The organism is Photobacterium sp. HL06 (assembly GCF_059552575.1).
Window position 1 is genome coordinate 3,415,415 of sequence record NZ_CM183914.1, and the last position, 17,531, is coordinate 3,432,945.

A 17,531-nucleotide genomic window follows, 5' to 3' on the forward strand; every position below is an offset into this window, starting at 1 on the left:
TTTCGCTTCTCCGCCAAGATAATATTGTTCGTCGATTGAATGGAAAAAACACACAGGTTCCACCCAGAAAAAACGTTCATGCGCATATTATGGGGATGAAGTTCAATGATTCAAGCCGAGATCGCTCACAAAGCGCGACAAGTATCCAATCCTAGCGCTATACTGGCTCCACTATCATCTGTCGGATCAAGGACATGAAGCGCATTTTTCAGACAATCGCGTTAATTGGTAAACCGAGAAACCCTGACGCCCTGCAAACTCACAAAAGTCTCTATGACTGGTTAGTCACCAAAGGCTATGAAGTCTTGGTGGATCACAGGTTAGCCAACGACCTGGACGTTCCACAATCGTCATTATGCGATCTGCTCACTATTGGTGATAAAGCCGGCCTGGCAATTGTTGTCGGCGGTGATGGGAATATGCTCGGTGCCGCCCGGGTACTTTCTCGCTTTGATGTGGCTGTGATCGGTGTGAACCGCGGCAATCTCGGTTTTCTAACCGACCTTGACCCCGACTCCTTTGACTCAGAGCTCGAGCGGGTATTGGAAGGTGAGTTCATCACCGAGAAACGCTTCCTGCTAGAAGCGGAAGTGCACCGTCACGGACAGATCAAAAGTCGAAACGCGGCATTGAACGAAGCAGTTTTGCACCCTGATAAAATTGCCCATATGATTGAGTTCGAGGTATACATCGACGACACCTTCGCCTTCTCTCAGCGCTCAGACGGCCTGATTATCTCGACCCCAACCGGTTCAACCGCGTACTCGCTTTCAGGCGGCGGCCCGATTCTGTCACCGAGCTTAAATGCGATTTCCTTAGTACCTATGTTCCCGCATACGCTGTCATGCCGGCCGCTAGTTGTTGACGGCAACAGCAGGATCAAGCTTCTGGTGTCACCAACCAATGGCAGCACCCTCGAAGTCAGCTGTGATGGGCAGGTCTCTCTGCCTGTCAGCCCCGGGGACGAAATCCATATTTACCAAAGCCCCGATCAGCTAAAACTGATCCATCCGAAGAACTACAGCTACTACAACGTGCTGCGAGGAAAACTAGGCTGGTCAAGCAAACTGTTCTAATTGCTCCCCTATCCCCTTATTACTAAGCCAGCTTCACGCTGGCTTTTTTATTCCCGCAATTCAAAACCTTAACCAATATCAAAGTTTCTCAAGAAAAACTTCATCCAGCACCTTTACTGTATGTAGATACAGTATATACTGTATGAAAAAACAGGTGTTGATTTAAACAGGTGAACGCATGCTTGCGCATATGACGATCTCTAATTTTGCTATTGTCAAAAACCTTGAATTTGAACTGAAATCGGGAATGACCACCATCACAGGTGAAACCGGTGCGGGTAAATCTATTGCGATCGACGCACTCGGTTTATGTTTAGGAGATCGGGCTGATGCCGGTATGGTTCGGCCGAGTGAAGACAAAGCTGAAATTTCAGCTGCCTTTTCGCTGCAGAACAACCAGGCGGCCCGCCGCTGGCTGGAAGACAATGAATTAGTCGACGGCGAAGAGTGTATCCTGCGCCGGGTGATCACCAAAGAAGGCCGCTCCCGCGGTTTCATCAACGGCAGCCCTGTACCCGCCTCACAGCAAAAGGCCCTCGGTCAGCTTTTGATCAACATTCACGGCCAGCATGCGCATCAACAGTTAATGCGTGCCGAGTACCAACAGCAAATGCTGGATCAATATGCCGGCCACCATCTATTGATGGAGAAAACCCGCAAGGCTTATCAAATCTGGCGTCAGGCCAACAATGAACTAAAGCGCCTGACACAGAACCGGGAAGAAAATGAAGCCCAGAAACAGCTAACCCAATACCAGGTCAAAGAGCTCAATGAACTGGCGTTGGCTGAAAGTGAGTTTGCCGAGATCGAAGAAGAGCATAAACGCCTGTCAAACAGCGGAGAGCTTGCCGTATCAAGTCAGACAGCCCTTTCTGTCCTGTATGACAGCGATGAAGGCAACGCCCTGCAGCTACTTCAGATGGCCAGCCAGCAAGTAATTAGCCTTGGCGAAATGGACAGCAACCTCAGTGCTATTCCACAAATGCTCGATGAAGCCATTATCCAGGTTCAGGAAGCGAGCCAGGAGCTTCGCTGCTATCTGGATAACCTTGACATGGATCCACAGCGCCTGATCTATCTTGAAGAGCGCCTGGCCAAGATCATGTCCCTGGCCCGCAAGCATTATGTAATGCCAGACGAGCTATACCAAAAGCACCAAGATCTACTAAAAGAGCTCGATGAGCTTGACTGCAGCGACGAGCGCCTGGAAGAGATGGCCGAGCAGGTAGAAGTCCAGCGCCAAAAGTTCCTGGCCAGTGCCGAAAAGCTCAGCAAGAGCCGCCAGCGTTATGCCAAAGAGCTGGATAAGAAAATTTCCGACAGTATGCACCAACTAAGCATGGAGCACGGTATTTTCAAAATTGATATCCAAAGCGATGCCGATGGTATGCTCAGCCCGCTAGGCTTTGACAACATAACTTTCTTGGTCTCCACCAACCCAGGCCAACCACTCCAGCCTTTGGGCAAAGTGGCATCAGGGGGTGAGCTATCTCGTATTTCTCTGGCAATTCAGGTTATCACGGCCCAAAAAGTGGAAACACCAAGCTTGATTTTCGATGAAGTCGATGTCGGGATCAGTGGGCCGACTGCAGCCATTGTCGGAAAGATGCTACGCACCTTAGGAGAATCAACCCAGGTAATGTGTGTCACCCACTTGCCTCAGGTTGCGGGTTGTGGTCACCAGCAAATGTTCGTAGCCAAGAAATCAACCAAAGGCCAGACAGAAACCAACATGTACCCGCTTAATGAAGAGGCCCGCGTTTCCGAGCTGGCACGCCTGCTAGGTGGTAGTGAAATTACTGAAAGAACCCTGGCCAATGCAAAAGAACTGCTGTTTGCGGCCTAATACCAAATAGAATAACAATCTGACCTATCAGCGAAAATGCAAAGATTCAGATACACGGCGCTTGATTGAAGGTGTATTAATATCCATCAAAATCAAGCAACACAGTAGCTGAGACTTTGCAACTCGCCCTTCGGGAGCGTCCCAGCCGCTCGATAGCTTCCCCAAATTGTTTTGATGTAGAACCACTATATCTTCATCAATTTAGGTTGCTCTCAAACGGCTGGATACGCTCTGATTGGCTCAGATTGCTGTTCTGTTTGGTATTTATGGAATAAACTTAATCCGTGATGCAACTATTTAGCTAGCTCACAGTCTCAATTACAGTTTTTTTCTTAACCGCTTTTTTACTTCTGCTCAGAGCTTGTTTATCATCGCAGCAGTAAAAGCGAATTTGCCGGGATGCTATGAGTTGGAAAAACATTGCTGCACTAACACTAGCGGTAAGCCTGTTAGGTGGCTGTTCAGTCGTTGAACGACTGGTCTATCGAATCGATATCAACCAGGGTAACTACCTTGATCAAAATGATATCAATACCCTTCGCTACGGTATGAACAAAGAGCAGGTGAGCTATGTTCTGGGATCACCGATGTTGGTTGAGCCCGAATATCCAAATACCTGGTACTATGTCTATTACCACAAGCCAGGGCACGATGAGCCGGTTCAGAAAAACTTAGTCTTAACCTTTGATGCTCAGAACCAGCTAACTGGCCTGTCAGGGGATTACCAGTCAGGTCCAAATTTTATGGACCCAATTAACTGATACCCATAAAAAAGCTCGCAGATGCGAGCTTTTTTATTTATTCCAATTCTATCCACACAGCTATGCCGCTAGGCTTTTTGCGCCACTTTTGCTTCCAAGGCTTCCTGCTTGGCTTGTTCAGCACGCTTACGGCGGATCTCTTTGGGATCAGCTAGCAACGGGCGGTAAATTTCAATCCTGTCACCATCTCGGACTGTGGCATTGAGCTTCACATTGCGACTGTAAACACCGACCTTATTTTTCTTCAGGTCAATTTCCGGGTACATCTCCAGCACACCAGACTGTTCAATAATTTCATGCACCTGGGTATCAGGCGTGATCGCCAGTTTAATCACTCGCTGGGCCTGAGGCAGCGCATACACCACCTCAACATGGATCAACTTGTCTTCAGAAGTCATAGATCTCTCTGGCTCTTTGGGTAAACGCACTCACCATATTGCTGGTTAGATCACGGAACACCTTACCAAAAGCCGCTTCCACCAGCCCATTGGTAAATTCAAAATCCAGCTTTAGCTCGACCTTACATGCTTCGGCATCCAGCTCGGTAAAGTGCCATCCGCCAACGAGTCGCTGGAAAGGTCCTTCTACCAACTGCATGTCGATTTTATTCACGCCGACCAATTGATTACGGGTGACGAAGGTTTTCTTTATACCAGCTTTGGAAACATCAACAGATGCCATCATATGCTCATCAGAACTTTCTAATATTTTGGTCCCTGAACAGCCCGGCAAAAAAGCAGGGTAAGACTCAACATCATTAACAAGTTCAAACATTTTCTGCGCACTAAACGGAACCAGTGCTGAGCGACTAATCTGAGGCATAGTTTCTCCTTTACCCATCATAAGTGCCTCTACTCGCAAGTATTTACCAACATAAATACCAAAACCTATGAGAAGAGGTTGGCCAATGATACCATTACTCGGCGATCAGCCAAAATTTGTGCAAATTTGTTCGCTTGAGGTTAACAAAATACTCAGCGACATTTGCACTTCGACCAAGTGATAATCTCATCAGCTTGGGACAGCAACAGATAGAAACGAGTAATTATGGCAAAGAAAAAACCAAGCAAGCCAGGTAGCAATACCATTGCGAAAAACAAAACAGCCCGACATGAATTTGCGATCCAAGATGAATACGAAGCAGGCCTTGAACTACAAGGCTGGGAAGTCAAAGCTATTCGTTCTGGCAAAGTGAATATCTCTGAAAGCTATGTCTTTCTACGAAATGGCGAAGCCTTCATTTCAGGCATGACCATTACACCGCTCAATGCTGCGTCTACCCATGTCGTGGCCGATCCGACCCGCACCCGTAAGCTACTGCTAAACCGTCGCGAAATCGACAAGCTAACGGGAGCCGTAAACCGTGAAGGCCAGACCATCGTTGCCTTATCTATGTATTGGAAGGCATCATGGGTTAAACTAAAAGTAGGTACAGCTCGCGGTAAGAAGCTTCATGATAAACGTGCAGATTCTAAGAGCCGTGACTGGGAACGTGACAAGCAGCGAATCATGAAGCACAGCGCGAGATAGATTCAATGCACGCTAAGTGATGGATTTTTATTCAGTTCTACGTCTAGAAAGGTTAATTCCGTTGACGGGACAGTTTAATATGCTACTATCCATCTCGTAACAAAACTCTGGGGCTGATTCAGGATTCGACAGGATTGTGAAGGCTTGTGGAGCATGCCGTGGGGCGGTTGGCCACGTAAAAAGCCGCAAAAAAATAGTCGCAAACGACGAAAACTACGCACTAGCAGCTTAATAACCTGCTAGAGCACTTCTACCCTAGCTTCCGCTTGTAAGACGGGGAATCATAGAAGTTCAAACCCAAACGAGATAGCGAGGGAAGCTTTGACTAGAGAGCTGAACCGCGAAATAGAATTCTGGTTAGCTATTAAGTGGCGTGTCTATTCGCAGCCTGGTAGTGAATTTAAAGATAGACTAAGCATGTAGCGCCTATGGTTGGATTGATTTTGGACGCGGGTTCAAATCCCGCCAGCTCCACCAAACGTTTGGAAAGGCCGCCGATTTATCGGCGGCCTTTTTGTTTATGCACTACCCAATATGCCGCTTCAGCATCACACATATAACTAATTGGAGATAAAAAATACCGCTATAATGGCTAATACATCAGGGCTAGCTGCACTCTGTTTGTACATCAACCAACCCTTCGCAACTCCAGTATACCCAGGCAGCATTTCACGCTGTATTCCTGGCCAAACAAAATATTACCGCTCACCTTATATAAAGCTAACAATACCAAACCGAGAAGATTTATACCCTCCACTTGTGAACCACGCATCTCAACAACAACCAAATAACCGTTAGCATGACTAATCCTTTGTTATGATGAGAACATATTTATCAATAAAAAATAAATACATTTCAAAACAGTTATTTAGTCTTTAATAGTGTATTAGCTCTACAGCACTCTTCTAGATAGAAAAAAAATGCCCTGACAATAGTTGATCTTGCTTCCAGTTTAATTCTTAATCAAAATCTTATTTCGCTTTCAGAATTTTGTTCCATTTTTTACCCATCACTACAAATAGGTATATTCCTTTAACGAAATCAATCGCACTTTTTATGCTTCATAGCTTCCTTAAAAACCGTTATCAGTAAAATAGTTTATGACTTTTAAGAATGCCTTTTGCATTTAACTACTGTGAGCAGGAAGCTAGAGATTATGGAATATTTAGAGAGAATTAAGCGCTTAGCCAAAATCCAGGGGATCAGCCAGAAACAACTTGGCGAAGCTCTAGACCTTCAACAAGGGACTATGAGCCGCAAGCTTTCCGGCAAATACGGTATCGAAGTACGTGAACTTGAAAAAATCGCGCAGACACTGAGTACTTCAATTAGCTACCTTCTTACCGGGCAAATTGATACGGGTACCCAAGCTACGACGGCCATTTCAAGCGAATCGGCTCAGGGCTCAACCAGTACCTACATCCCTATCATTCACCGTAAAGATTTCATCTCCTATAGCCAAGGTGGCTCGGTGGATGTTGTTAGCAAACGAGCGATCCCACAGCACCTTGATCGTGAAGAATGCCTGGGGCTGCTGGTCGACAACGAAAACATCGCACATTGCGCACCGGTGGGTAGCTATGCCCTGGCGACACGCCAGGCCTCATACCGTCCGAAGCAACCTGTTTTTGCCTCGGTACGTGGCAGCGAGCCTGACTTTTACCACATGACACAACTGGCTGACGGCGTTGTGTTCTCAACCTCCCAGCCTGATTTTCCTAACTTATTTGTGAACAACGACGAGTTCCAGATTCACGGGTATATCATTCAGTCTGACTGGGCATACGACCGCTAAACTTTTGTATCATGGTTTGCGTGACTTCATGCTGGCAAACCGTAAAATAGCTGGGGTGGAGGTAATCGTATGTCATCAGTTATCGTCGCCTCAGCGAACCCTGCCAAAATATCTGCAGTCGCTGAGGCTTTTTCAGCCGCATTTCCAGAACAAACATTCTCTTTCGAGGGGATCAGTGTCGCCAGTGAGGTTCGCGATCAGCCAATGTGCGCTGACGAAACCTTGACCGGTGCCCGCAACCGGATCACGAACGCCCGCCATCAATGGCCTGGTGCTGACTATTACGTCAGTATTGAAGCCGGTATCGACGGTCAATTCACTTTTGCCTGGATGGTAATAGAGAACGCGACTCAGCGAGGTGAAGCACGTTCTGCCTCATTGCCGTTGCCACCGACAGCTCTGGAAAAGGTTCATCAAGGCATCGAGCTGGGAGATGTCATGGACGAGATGTTCAACCAGCGCAACGTCAAACAACAAGGCGGGGCGATTGCCATGTTAACCAACCATAAGCTCAGCCGCAGCTCGGTTTACCAGCAGGCATTGATCTTGGCTTTGATCCCGTTTATGAATCAGGCGCTATTTCCGGCTTGATAGAAAATGGGGATTGGGCACAAATAAAAAACCCTGCCGATTATGGCAGGGTTGCTTTATTTCAACGAATCAGTACACATGTACCTAAAACCGTTCGCCTACTTGATACTTTGTTGCTGCAGCAATTCCGCCAACCAAGCTTTCGTTGCTTCATCATGATGCTTCAACTCATTTGACCCGCGGGTAATTGTCGCAACACCGACACCTAACAACTCACTGATCTTACGCTGGCTTCGCTCACCATTTAATAGCTCATAAAAAATATTAACCCTGGAGAGCAAGACAGTTCGCTCGTCCGGCGTCAGTAGCAACTTCAGCAAGGTATCATCTTTTTGCTCAGTCGCAGCCTGACGCAAAATATCAATCACCTGCTGCCAGTCAGTAAATTCTGGTGTTTCTGGAGTGGAAGACATTTAAACCTCATCAATGAGTACAGTTCTCTGCCCGGATTCTATCGTGTTCTTGGTGCACAACCAAGCAGCGGCGCTGCAACCTCAATACTTTGTCTCTAGTTCATTCGATTTCAGCAGCGGATTCTTTTTACCTGTCAGATCACCATAATAGACTTCAAACATCAAAATGTTCTGCACATATCCCCGGGTTTCGGTAAACGGAATCGCTTCTATAAACTCATAAACATCTAGTTGACCATCCGTTTCCTGTCGCCAGCGCTTTACCCGGCTCGGACCTGCGTTGTAAGCCGCAAACGCAAAGATACGGTTGTTATCGTAGCGCTCCAGCATCATCTTCAGGTACCCGCTTCCCAGGCGAATATTAACTCCGGGATCAAACAGGCTTTTCTTGCCTTTATAGTTACGTCCCAATTTTTTCGCGGTCTCTTTCGCTGTGGCAGGCATAAGCTGCATCAGGCCGCGGGCGCCAACAGGCGATACGGCCTCGGCATTGAGTGCACTTTCCTGGCGGGCCAGTGCCATCATGGTCGTTGCCGGTAAGCCACGTTTCTTGCTGAAAAAGTCAAACCACCATTTATGGGCGATGGGGAAACGCAATTCGACATAGTCCCACAGCTGTCCTGAAATCGTCGCCTGTACCGCGAGGTGGTGCCATTTGTTGGCCGCGGCATAAGTTGCCAGCATGACAACCTCATCATTATCCATACCATCAAGTAGGTAATGCCATTCACGGTTGGCCGCAAAAAGTTTCTCTAGGGCAATCAACTCCTTGATACGCTTTAGTGTCTTTCCATACTCTTTGGTCAGAGCCTTTGATGCACTGGGACTCTTGACAGGATAAACGACAGGCTTACCCAGTACCGTCGCCGCCGCCGCACTGTAGAAATCCCGCTGACCAAGGATCGAACGGTAAAGCTCCTTGGCAGCTTTGTCCTTGCCCTGCTTGGCCAACAAGTTGGCCTGCCAGAATGTCCAGCGAGTGGTCTCCCTTGCCTGCTGTGGCAGGCGTGCTATCCAGTGTGCTGTTGCTGTCCAGTCTGCCTCTCGGATTGTTACCCGGATCCGACGTTCCAGCAGCTTAACATTTCGGCTAGTTGCCAGTTTATTATCTCGCCAGCTGAGTAACTTCTTGTCATCGGTCGAAAACAGCCGGCTGGTGGTATAGTCAGCGAGCTTCTGCCGTTTATCCTTGGAAAAATGCTGGCCGTCCATGGTGCGCTGGTATTGCTTGACCGCCTCTTTGACATCATCCCTAACCAATCGCTTATAGGCTAATACCGTCAGGCTTTGGTTAAATGGAGTAACTTTGCTGCGCTTAGCAAAGCTTGCCACCAATTCAGGGCTGTCATACAGATCCAATACGGCTTTCCCCCCAGCCTTTCCACTGCCGGAAAGCTGCTTGTTCAGGTATTTGAGCCGATTTCGGTTTCCTTCTTCGAAGACCAGCAACATCCGATCAAGGATCAGGGTATTGCTTTTCTGGCCTGCCTTCTGCCATTTGGTTAACAAGGGATCACAGGCATCACTCAATGACTTGCCTGTCAGCCATAAAGACTCAGCCCCCTGCCAAGCCACCTCGGTATTGCCCAACTTGCTTTGAGCATAGTAATAATGGCACTTCAGTACCTCCCCGCGGGGTGGCATCGGCTGTACCTCAACAAAGTTTTGCCAACGCTCGGTATCGGCCAGGTATTCAAGATAGCGGGATTGGATGGTGGTACTAAATGGCAGGCTCTTGTATTCAGTAATAAAGGCTTCTACCTGTGCCGGTGTCTTCTTAAACAACAGGCGAGAAAAAGCACGATAGTCGAGATAAGGACTGAGGGGATAATCATCCAGCTTAGCACGCAGCTGGCGATACGCTTTATCATTGTCCTCTTCCAATGCAACACCAGCTTGCTCGTACCATTCACGTTGCTGCTCTAACGAGGCGGCCAGGCAAACCGGCCCGGCTAGTATACTTGCTGTTATTATGGCAACCGAGCATGCCTTACGGATAAAATAGCAAATCACAACACAATCCTATTCTGGCCCCTGCATGGTTCCAGTCGATACATTCAGCCAACAACTATGCCTTTAATTGCATTTCCTGCCTAGCGCTGTTTCATGACATCAGATCAGCGAGTGATAACAGCATCCAAGATCAGACTGGTATTTATTCATCTTAAACGCTAATTATGAACAATGCTGTTAAACTTATGTCCAGAACAGGTAAAATACCCCCCTCCCTTTAGATTAGAGATTGCAAACGGATATGGCTGAATACGTCTATACCATGTCGCGCGTGGGCAAAATTGTTCCGCCTAAGCGCCAAATTCTGAAAGATATTTCCCTTAGCTTTTTCCCTGGCGCCAAGATTGGTGTTTTAGGCTTGAATGGTTCCGGTAAATCAAGCCTGCTTCGCATCATGGCAGGGATCGATACCGATATCGAAGGTGAAGCCCGTCCACAGGCTGGCCTTAAAGTGGGCTACCTGCCCCAGGAACCAGTGCTGGATGAAGAGAAAACCGTCCGTGAGGTGGTTGAAGAAGCCGTCTCTGACGTGAAAGAGGCACTCACTCGCCTTGATGCAGTTTATGCCGCTTACGCCGAGCCTGATGCTGATTTCGATGTACTGGCAAAAGAGCAAGGCGAGCTAGAAGCCTTGATTGAAACTAAAGACGGTCATAACCTTGAGATGCAGCTGGAGCGTGCCGCTGATGCGCTGCGCCTGCCTGAATGGGATGCACCGGTCAAATTATTGTCTGGTGGTGAACGCCGCCGTGTGGCAATTTGCCGCCTGCTACTCGACAAGCCAGACATGCTGCTGCTTGACGAACCGACAAACCACCTGGATGCAGAGTCTGTGGCTTGGCTCGAGCACTTCCTGGTTGACTACAGCGGTACTGTTGTGGCGATTACCCACGACCGCTACTTCCTTGATAACGCAGCTGGCTGGATCCTGGAGCTTGACCGTGGTGAAGGTATTCCATGGGAAGGTAACTACACCTCTTGGCTTGAGCAGAAAGATGCCCGTCTGAAGCAAGAAGCGTCACAAGAAAAAGCTCGCCAGAAAACCATCGAGAAAGAGCTTGAGTGGGTTCGCCAGAATCCTAAAGGCCGTCAGGCGAAATCGAAAGCGCGTATGGCTCGCTTCGAGGAACTTAACACCAGCGATCACCAAAAACGTAATGAGACTAACGAACTGTTCATCCCGCCGGGTGAGCGTTTAGGTGACAAGGTTGTTGAAGTGAAGAACCTGACCAAATCATTTGGTGACCGTGTTCTGATTGATGACCTGTCCTTTAGCATGCCTAAAGGTGCGATTGTCGGTATTATCGGTCCAAACGGTGCGGGTAAATCTACCTTATTTAAGATGCTAAGTGGTACCGAGCAGCCAGACTCAGGAACTGTTGAACTGGGTGAAACAGTCAGCCTGGCGTCAGTTGATCAGTTCCGCGACAGCATGAACGACAACAATACGGTGTACCAGGAGATTTCTGAAGGGGCGGATATCATCCGCATCAACAACTTCGAAATCCAGGCCCGTGCTTACGTCTCTCGCTTTAACTTCAAGGGTAGCGATCAGCAGAAGCGCATCGGCGATCTGTCTGGTGGTGAGCGTAACCGTGTTCACCTGGCCAAGCTGCTTAAAGCTGGCGGTAACGTACTGCTACTCGATGAGCCTACCAATGACCTGGACGTGGAAACACTGCGAGCGCTTGAAGAAGCACTGCTAGAGTTCCCGGGCTGTGCAATGGTGATCTCGCACGACCGTTGGTTCCTTGACCGTGTGGCGACCCATATCCTGGACTACCGTGACGAAGGTCAGGTTAGCTTCTTCGAAGGTAACTATACCGAGTACACTGACTGGCTGAAAAAGACACTTGGTGCCCAGGCTGCAGAGCCTCACCGTATCAAGTACAAGCGTATTGCCAAGTAAGGTATCGCCCTTTTTCATCAAAGGGCTGCTCATGCAGCCCTTTTTATTGTCATTTCATCACGTTTGGGATCATTTCAACTAATATCACTGCTGGACTAGCACATTTTTGTGATCCGATTCCTGGAGAAATATCGCATTTCTCATTACACTTAAGTGACTAAAAAACCAAAAAGTATTGTTATGGCTGAACGACGTCACTTTATCCGTATCCTCTACCGGACTCCTGCAAAGCTACAACAGGCGCAGGAAGTATGGTCTGCGGAAGTCCGTGATCTTTCGTTACAGGGAATTTTACTGACCTGCCCACCTGACTGGACTCCCAGCCAGGACAAGCGCTATTCCGTCAGCTTCTGCCTGCATGACAGTGAGATCGAACTGAATATGGATACTCAGTTAGTGCATCACGACAGCGACTACCTACGAATGCAGATCCTCCATATCGATATCGAAAGCGCCAGCCACCTAAAACGCCTAGTCGAACTGAATATCGGCACGGATGAACTATTACATCGAGAACTAGAACAACTGGCTGATTTAAAAAAGCACCTTAACGAGTAGTAGTCATTTACCATGTCGGAAAATATCTGTCTCTCGGTCTCAGACCACCGAGGTACCTCTCATTATTTGATCAACCGCTTTAAGAAACGCTACCTGGCCTTGTCCATGAGCCTCTTGCTGGCCGTCATTACGGCGGGCAGCTACAGTGTCTATAACCTATACCAACAAAATCTTTTTTCTAGCCAAAAGCTTAACCTGCTAAACATTCAGACAAAGCAACTCACAGCTTCCCTGTCTGAAGAAAATGCAGCCAACCAGGCCCTTACCCTGGAGCTAGCGGCAAAAAAAGCAGCACTCAATATGCTGACTCGACGTATCGACGATGTCGAAACCATACTCGGCCTGCAAACCGGCGACGGCGACGACCTTCCGCTGGAGCAGCGGGTCGACAGTGCTGCAATCAGTTCTGCGGTCAGGGGAACCTTGTTCCGTTTGCTCCCCAATGGTAGCCCAACACCCGGTATTCGAATGTCATCCGGTTTTGGTACCCGGATCCACCCGGTTACCGGCAAGCGCAAACGTCACCGCGGGCTCGACTTTGCCGCCAATACCGGTACGCCCATCTATGCGCCAGCTGACGGGGTGATTGAAGTCATCCGGCCTAGCAGCAAAGGATCGGGCAACTTTTTAAAGCTGAACCACTCGCTGGGGTTTGCCACCACCTACTCTCATATGAAGAAGTTCAATGTCAAACGCGGTAAGTTTGTTCGCAAGGGGGATCTCATCGGTTGGTCAGGCAATACCGGTTTGTCCACAGGGCCGCATTTGCATTACGAAATTCGTTTCCTTGGACGCGCGCTCAACCCGCGCCCGTTTGTGGAATGGACACCTGATAACTTTGACTCGCTGTTTGAAAAAGAAAAAACGGTGCAGTGGGCTTCCCTGCTGGAGATGATCAATAACGTTGTCTCAATGCAGGTACAGCTAACCCATGTACCGCAGCCGTTACTGCCAATTGACACGGCAAGCAACCAACCGCTAGCCACTGTACAGCGCAAGCTTTGAGACTAACCAGAAGTTAGCCTAAAACAAAAAACGAGAGCCAAGCTCTCGTTTTTTATCACAACTCGCTACATGGCAACCCGCTCAAAAGCCGTTAATGCTTCTTGCAAGTCTTCCACCGCAATGATCTCAATTCCATTCACCTTACGGCTGGCATTGGCTTTTGGCACAATGGCGCGAGTAAAGCCCTGTTTGGCAGCCTCTCGGATCCGTTCAATCCCGTTGGCAGCCGGACGAATATCGGCATTTAGGCCTATCTCACCGAATACCAGTACATCCTGCGGGATCGGCGCATTCTTGAAGCTTGAAAAAATGGCCAGCAACACCGCAAGATCAGCGGAAGTTTCCTCAATCTTAATCCCACCGACACAGTTAACAAAGATATCCATGTCAGAAAGCATTACTCCGCCATGACGCGCCAATACTGCAATCGACATAGCCAAACGGTTTGAATCGTAACCGACGGTCAGACGGCGAGGGTTTTCCGTAACGGAGTTATTGCATAGTGCCTGCACTTCCACCAGCAAAGGTCGGGTCCCTTCCCATAATGTGGTGCACACCGATCCGGCATGGTTCTTGTCGGAGCGGCTTAAGAAGATTGCCGATGGGTTTTTGACCTGCTTCATACCCGTTTCCGTCATCGCAAAGAAACACGATTCGGAGTCGGCACCAAAGCGGTTTTTCGAGGTCCGTAGTACCCGGAACTTTTCATCCGACGTCGATGACAAGGCAAACAGGCCGTCAACGATATGGATCAGCTGCATCGGACCGGCCACATTGGAGTCTTTGTTAATATGGCCAACAATCACAAACGTCACCCCTTCGGTCTTGGCAAAGCGGGTCAGGGCTGCAGCCGACTCTTTCACCTGGCTTGGGCTGCCCGCTGCCGACTCATTGTGGGCAACGGTCATGGTCTGGATCGAGTCAATAATCACAAACTCAGCTTTTTGCTGGGTAATATGATTCAGCACCTGCTCTACCGATGTTTCTGCTACTACATGGATCTTATCGATATTCGGCGTACTGAGACGGATGGCTCGCTGGGAGATCTGATGGATAGATTCTTCACCCGAGACATACAAGGCCGACTTGCCTGCCGCCACTGCCCCAATACTCTGTAACAGCAGCGTCGACTTACCCGCGCCAGGATCACCACAGAGCAATAAGACAGAGCCTGGTACAATACCACTGCCCAGTACCCGGTCGAGCTCGGAAATCCCGGAGCTAAAGCGAGGCAGATCTTTGCTTTCAACTTCAGACAGCTTCTGGATTTTAGTTGCCGCCCCCGCATAGCTGCTCGTCGCGGCCTGTACACCGCTACCGATCGCAGAGCGGGTTTTCGGGATAGTAAACTCAGTAATTGTGTTCCAGGCAGCACAGGCGCTACACTGCCCCTGCCAACGAGGAAAATCCGCACCACATTCGCTGCACACATAGGCACGCTTTGTTTTGGCCATGTTTCACCTTAACTCTTGATCACCAGCACACTATTTGCCTATGGAATACCACAACTGGTACTTCCAGCAATAAAACCTGATGACAAACTAAACTTTTGCTGCAAAATGCAGATAATAAACTACGGACTAATGTATCAGAAAAAGCTATGTTGCTGGACGACTATAAAGGATTGATAGAACAACTCATCCCTGTCTATGACAGTGAAGACTTTGACGACGTCTTTCAAATGATGACCCTAGAAGCCAATGGCCCTACCCGGCTCCAAATAAAAATGGAGCTAAACCGGATCATGGCACCTTGTCATCAGCTCGTTGATCTTCGCGGCCGGGTAAAGGGAGAATGTCGCCCGTACGAATTGAACGGCCTGAAGCACTGGCTTGATGACGTAGCGATCAATACCTACCACAAGCGGATTAAAGTGTTTGGCGGGAAATACCGGGTTGGGCTCTACGAAGCCCTGATGAATACCCGTAACAACTTCCGGGTACTTCATCATCAGCAAAAACTGGAAACAAAAAAAGAAGAAGCCCCACAACGCGATACCCAGTTCGATGCCAACCTGATCCGTTTTGGCCACTACCTGACCCGTGGCGAGAACCGCCTTCAGCTCACGACTCAAGTTAACCTGGCATTGCCTTTCAACCAGTCCGTCCATGGCATTACTTCTGATCTCTCTTATTCCGGTGCCAAATTTAAAGTCCCTTCAGCCTTTAAATACAGCCTGGGCCAGACTATTGTTGCCAAATTTCCGAAAATGGCAGAAAACTTCAATGATCCCCGGTTAAACCAAGGTACCGAATACCGGATCCTGGGTATTGACGACAACAAGGAAAACGACAGCTTTAAATGGTTGCGGCTAAAAGCCATCGGCGATAACTGTGCAATAAGGGAAGCTATCGATCGTAGCCAGCAAATTACCCAGCACCGTACCCGACGAAACCATGAAGACAAAGTCATCCAGGTTCGAACTAAAGGTTACGAGCACTGCTTTCTCAAGCACACAACCAGCATGCCGCTGTTCTTTGCCGGAAACGAATTAAAATATTGCCTGCTAACAAACCATAACCGCCATATATGGGACGGCTGGCACGATGAAAGGAACCAACCCGTCATCAATCACCTGCTTTCCAAAGATCGAATGGCAACCCTTGGCAAAGCCGGTCTCAAGCAATGCAGCACACTGATCTATAGCTTCTCTCATGAGCACGATGGAAAAAGCTATTTCTACTCAGCAGCCCTGCCTGAAATGACGATGGAACAGCGCCACCTGTTTTGGCATGTTGGTGCCGTAAGGCACAGCTGGCGAGTCACCCGCCTGACGGTACATCCTATCGGCGAAGAAGATTTACAGCGATTGCAGGATATTGCCCCGGAGATGTTTGATCAGCTCAGCAAGCTTACCCATATCGGGGTCTTGCAGGATCTGAGTAATGAACACGCCCAGCAAGACTACCGCCTGCCGATGAAACCCAAATTGCCAGGCAAGACACTGCAGGTATTCCGTCATCAGCGAAACCCGGTTTCGACAGCCAAAGCGATCTACTTTGATCCTAAACCTCAGCGAAGTGAGTCGCGTTTTAAATTCAAGACCCCGATTGAGCTGCATCATCCTGACTTTCCGGCGATAGCCGGCATCACTCTGGATTTCTCTATCCGCGGGCTGAACCTTAACCTCAAGCGACCTTTGCCGATCAAGCGCGGTGATGAGGTCACGATTAAGTTTGTTGAGTTACAAAAGCTTGATAAGCGAGCCTCGCTTAGCCAGATGCCGTATAAAGTTGTGAGGGTAAGCCCGGACTTTACCAATATCCAGCTAACCACCAGCAGTGGTGACAGTGCTTTGAAGGGAGAGCAGTTTTTACGTCGCCTGATCCAGCACAACGAGAGCAAATTTAAAGTATTGGAAGAAATTCTGCCAACAGGCGAACTATTACTGGCGATGCATCAGATGTTGCTGACTCGCCTCAACACCATTCCTTACTTCACGGAAAAAGTCGACCATAAAATCAAGGTCAAAGCGATTGGCTGTAACTTCCCCATGCCGCCCTTGCCTAAACTATTCAACCAAGTCGCCGGGGGAAAAGATTTTTCACTCGAGCCCATCTTTAAAAACAGGCTCAAGCGGATGCTGGCTGAAACCATGCGCCCGGTTGAGATCCGCCAGCCTTATATCCATGAAATGTACCTGTGGATCGAGAAGAAAGGCGGCAGCATTACCCGGCTAGAGAGCAAGCTCTTAGATGAGTTTGACAGCATTGATGAACGGGTCAATTTCATCAAAGGTGCCAAGGAAAAAGGAGAGTTCATGGCGGTTCGAGTGACTGCTGTGCCTGTATTGAACCCAATGACGGCTTTAACTGGCATTGAACTCGGAGAACTGGCTCGCATGGCACTACACCGTGCACGGGCGCTGGAAGTGGAGTTTAACTCGCTGATCGGTTGTGGCGAAATGTACGATATTACCGATGAGGTATTGGTGCGGTTGGAGATTGGGTAGCCCCTAGAGCCTTGTTTTCCTAGTGCCTAGGAACCGCTCTTCCTAGGCACCAGGTTCCAGGAACCCGCCCCTGCTTCTTCCC

Annotated in this window: 15 protein-coding genes and 1 other RNA gene; 11 read left to right on the forward strand and 5 right to left on the reverse strand. The window is 48.7% G+C overall.

From position 1 onward, the window contains the following. Positions 1-194 precede the first annotated feature (194 nt). The 3 genes from nadK to bamE all read left to right on the forward strand — a co-directional run bounded on the left by nadK (position 195) and on the right by bamE (position 3,683). Entirely contained in the window at positions 195-1,076 is an 882-nt protein-coding gene (gene nadK, locus AC51G0_RS15460) for an NAD(+) kinase (protein ID WP_496299591.1), read from the forward strand. A 178-nt stretch (positions 1,077-1,254) separates the two neighbouring features. Next, on the forward strand, positions 1,255-2,922 hold the full coding sequence (recN, locus tag AC51G0_RS15465) for a DNA repair protein RecN (protein WP_496299593.1): 1,668 nt from the start codon (positions 1,255-1,257) through the stop codon (positions 2,920-2,922). A gap of 404 nt (positions 2,923-3,326) precedes the next feature. Further along, positions 3,327-3,683 carry an outer membrane protein assembly factor BamE gene (gene bamE, locus AC51G0_RS15470; RefSeq protein WP_496299595.1) on the forward strand — a complete coding sequence of 119 codons (357 nt, stop codon included), beginning with the start codon at positions 3,327-3,329 and terminating at the stop codon, positions 3,681-3,683. Between the two features lie 68 nt (positions 3,684-3,751). Here the strand turns inward: bamE and AC51G0_RS15475 are convergent, their stop codons facing one another. Continuing rightward, positions 3,752-4,081: an RnfH family protein gene (locus tag AC51G0_RS15475; protein ID WP_496299596.1), complete on the reverse strand. Its 330-nt coding sequence runs from the start codon at positions 4,079-4,081 to the stop codon at positions 3,752-3,754. Beyond that, positions 4,071-4,505: an SRPBCC family protein gene (locus tag AC51G0_RS15480; RefSeq protein WP_496299597.1), complete on the reverse strand. Its 435-nt coding sequence runs from the start codon at positions 4,503-4,505 to the stop codon at positions 4,071-4,073. The genes AC51G0_RS15475 and AC51G0_RS15480 overlap by 11 nt, the downstream gene beginning before the upstream one ends. Positions 4,506-4,730: 225 nt before the next feature. Here AC51G0_RS15480 and smpB point away from each other — a divergent pair, with 225 nt between their 5' ends. The 4 genes from smpB to yjjX all read left to right on the forward strand — a co-directional run bounded on the left by smpB (position 4,731) and on the right by yjjX (position 7,599). After that, positions 4,731-5,213: an SsrA-binding protein SmpB gene (gene smpB / locus AC51G0_RS15485; protein WP_496299599.1), complete on the forward strand. Its 483-nt coding sequence runs from the start codon at positions 4,731-4,733 to the stop codon at positions 5,211-5,213. Positions 5,214-5,322: 109 nt separating this feature from the next. After that, positions 5,323-5,690: a transfer-messenger RNA gene (gene ssrA, locus AC51G0_RS15490) on the forward strand. 679 nt (positions 5,691-6,369) lie between these two features. Beyond that, positions 6,370-7,008 carry a helix-turn-helix domain-containing protein gene (locus AC51G0_RS15495; RefSeq protein WP_496299600.1) on the forward strand — a complete coding sequence of 213 codons (639 nt, stop codon included), beginning with the start codon at positions 6,370-6,372 and terminating at the stop codon, positions 7,006-7,008. A 69-nt stretch (positions 7,009-7,077) separates the two neighbouring features. Further along, positions 7,078-7,599, forward strand: coding sequence for an inosine/xanthosine triphosphatase (gene yjjX, locus AC51G0_RS15500; RefSeq protein ID WP_496299601.1), 522 nt, complete (start codon positions 7,078-7,080; stop codon positions 7,597-7,599). 98 nt (positions 7,600-7,697) lie between these two features. On the opposite strand, the gene trpR is transcribed toward yjjX, so the two are convergent. Together trpR and sltY are read right to left on the reverse strand one after the other, a co-directional pair. Beyond that, positions 7,698-8,012 carry a trp operon repressor gene (gene trpR / locus AC51G0_RS15505; RefSeq protein ID WP_496299603.1) on the reverse strand — a complete coding sequence of 105 codons (315 nt, stop codon included), beginning with the start codon at positions 8,010-8,012 and terminating at the stop codon, positions 7,698-7,700. 81 nt (positions 8,013-8,093) lie between these two features. Further along, complete coding sequence (gene sltY, locus AC51G0_RS15510; protein WP_496299604.1) at positions 8,094-10,025, reverse strand: murein transglycosylase; 1,932 nt, start codon at positions 10,023-10,025, stop codon at positions 8,094-8,096. 241 nt (positions 10,026-10,266) lie between these two features. Between sltY and ettA the strand changes: the two genes are divergently transcribed. The 3 genes from ettA to AC51G0_RS15525 all read left to right on the forward strand — a co-directional run bounded on the left by ettA (position 10,267) and on the right by AC51G0_RS15525 (position 13,497). Further along, positions 10,267-11,934 carry an energy-dependent translational throttle protein EttA gene (ettA, locus tag AC51G0_RS15515; protein WP_496299606.1) on the forward strand — a complete coding sequence of 556 codons (1,668 nt, stop codon included), beginning with the start codon at positions 10,267-10,269 and terminating at the stop codon, positions 11,932-11,934. Positions 11,935-12,114: 180 nt separating this feature from the next. Next, positions 12,115-12,492, forward strand: a complete 378-nt coding sequence (locus AC51G0_RS15520; protein ID WP_496299607.1) for a PilZ domain-containing protein — start codon at positions 12,115-12,117, stop codon at positions 12,490-12,492. 12 nt (positions 12,493-12,504) lie between these two features. Then, on the forward strand, positions 12,505-13,497 hold the full coding sequence (locus tag AC51G0_RS15525; RefSeq protein ID WP_496299608.1) for a M23 family metallopeptidase: 993 nt from the start codon (positions 12,505-12,507) through the stop codon (positions 13,495-13,497). 65 nt (positions 13,498-13,562) lie between these two features. On the opposite strand, the gene radA is transcribed toward AC51G0_RS15525, so the two are convergent. Next, positions 13,563-14,951, reverse strand: coding sequence for a DNA repair protein RadA (radA, locus tag AC51G0_RS15530; protein WP_496299609.1), 1,389 nt, complete (start codon positions 14,949-14,951; stop codon positions 13,563-13,565). Between the two features lie 146 nt (positions 14,952-15,097). On the opposite strand from radA, the gene AC51G0_RS15535 reads away from it, so the two are divergent. After that, entirely contained in the window at positions 15,098-17,449 is a 2,352-nt protein-coding gene (locus AC51G0_RS15535; protein WP_496299610.1) for a PilZ domain-containing protein, read from the forward strand. The last annotated feature ends 82 nt before the right edge of the window (positions 17,450-17,531 follow it).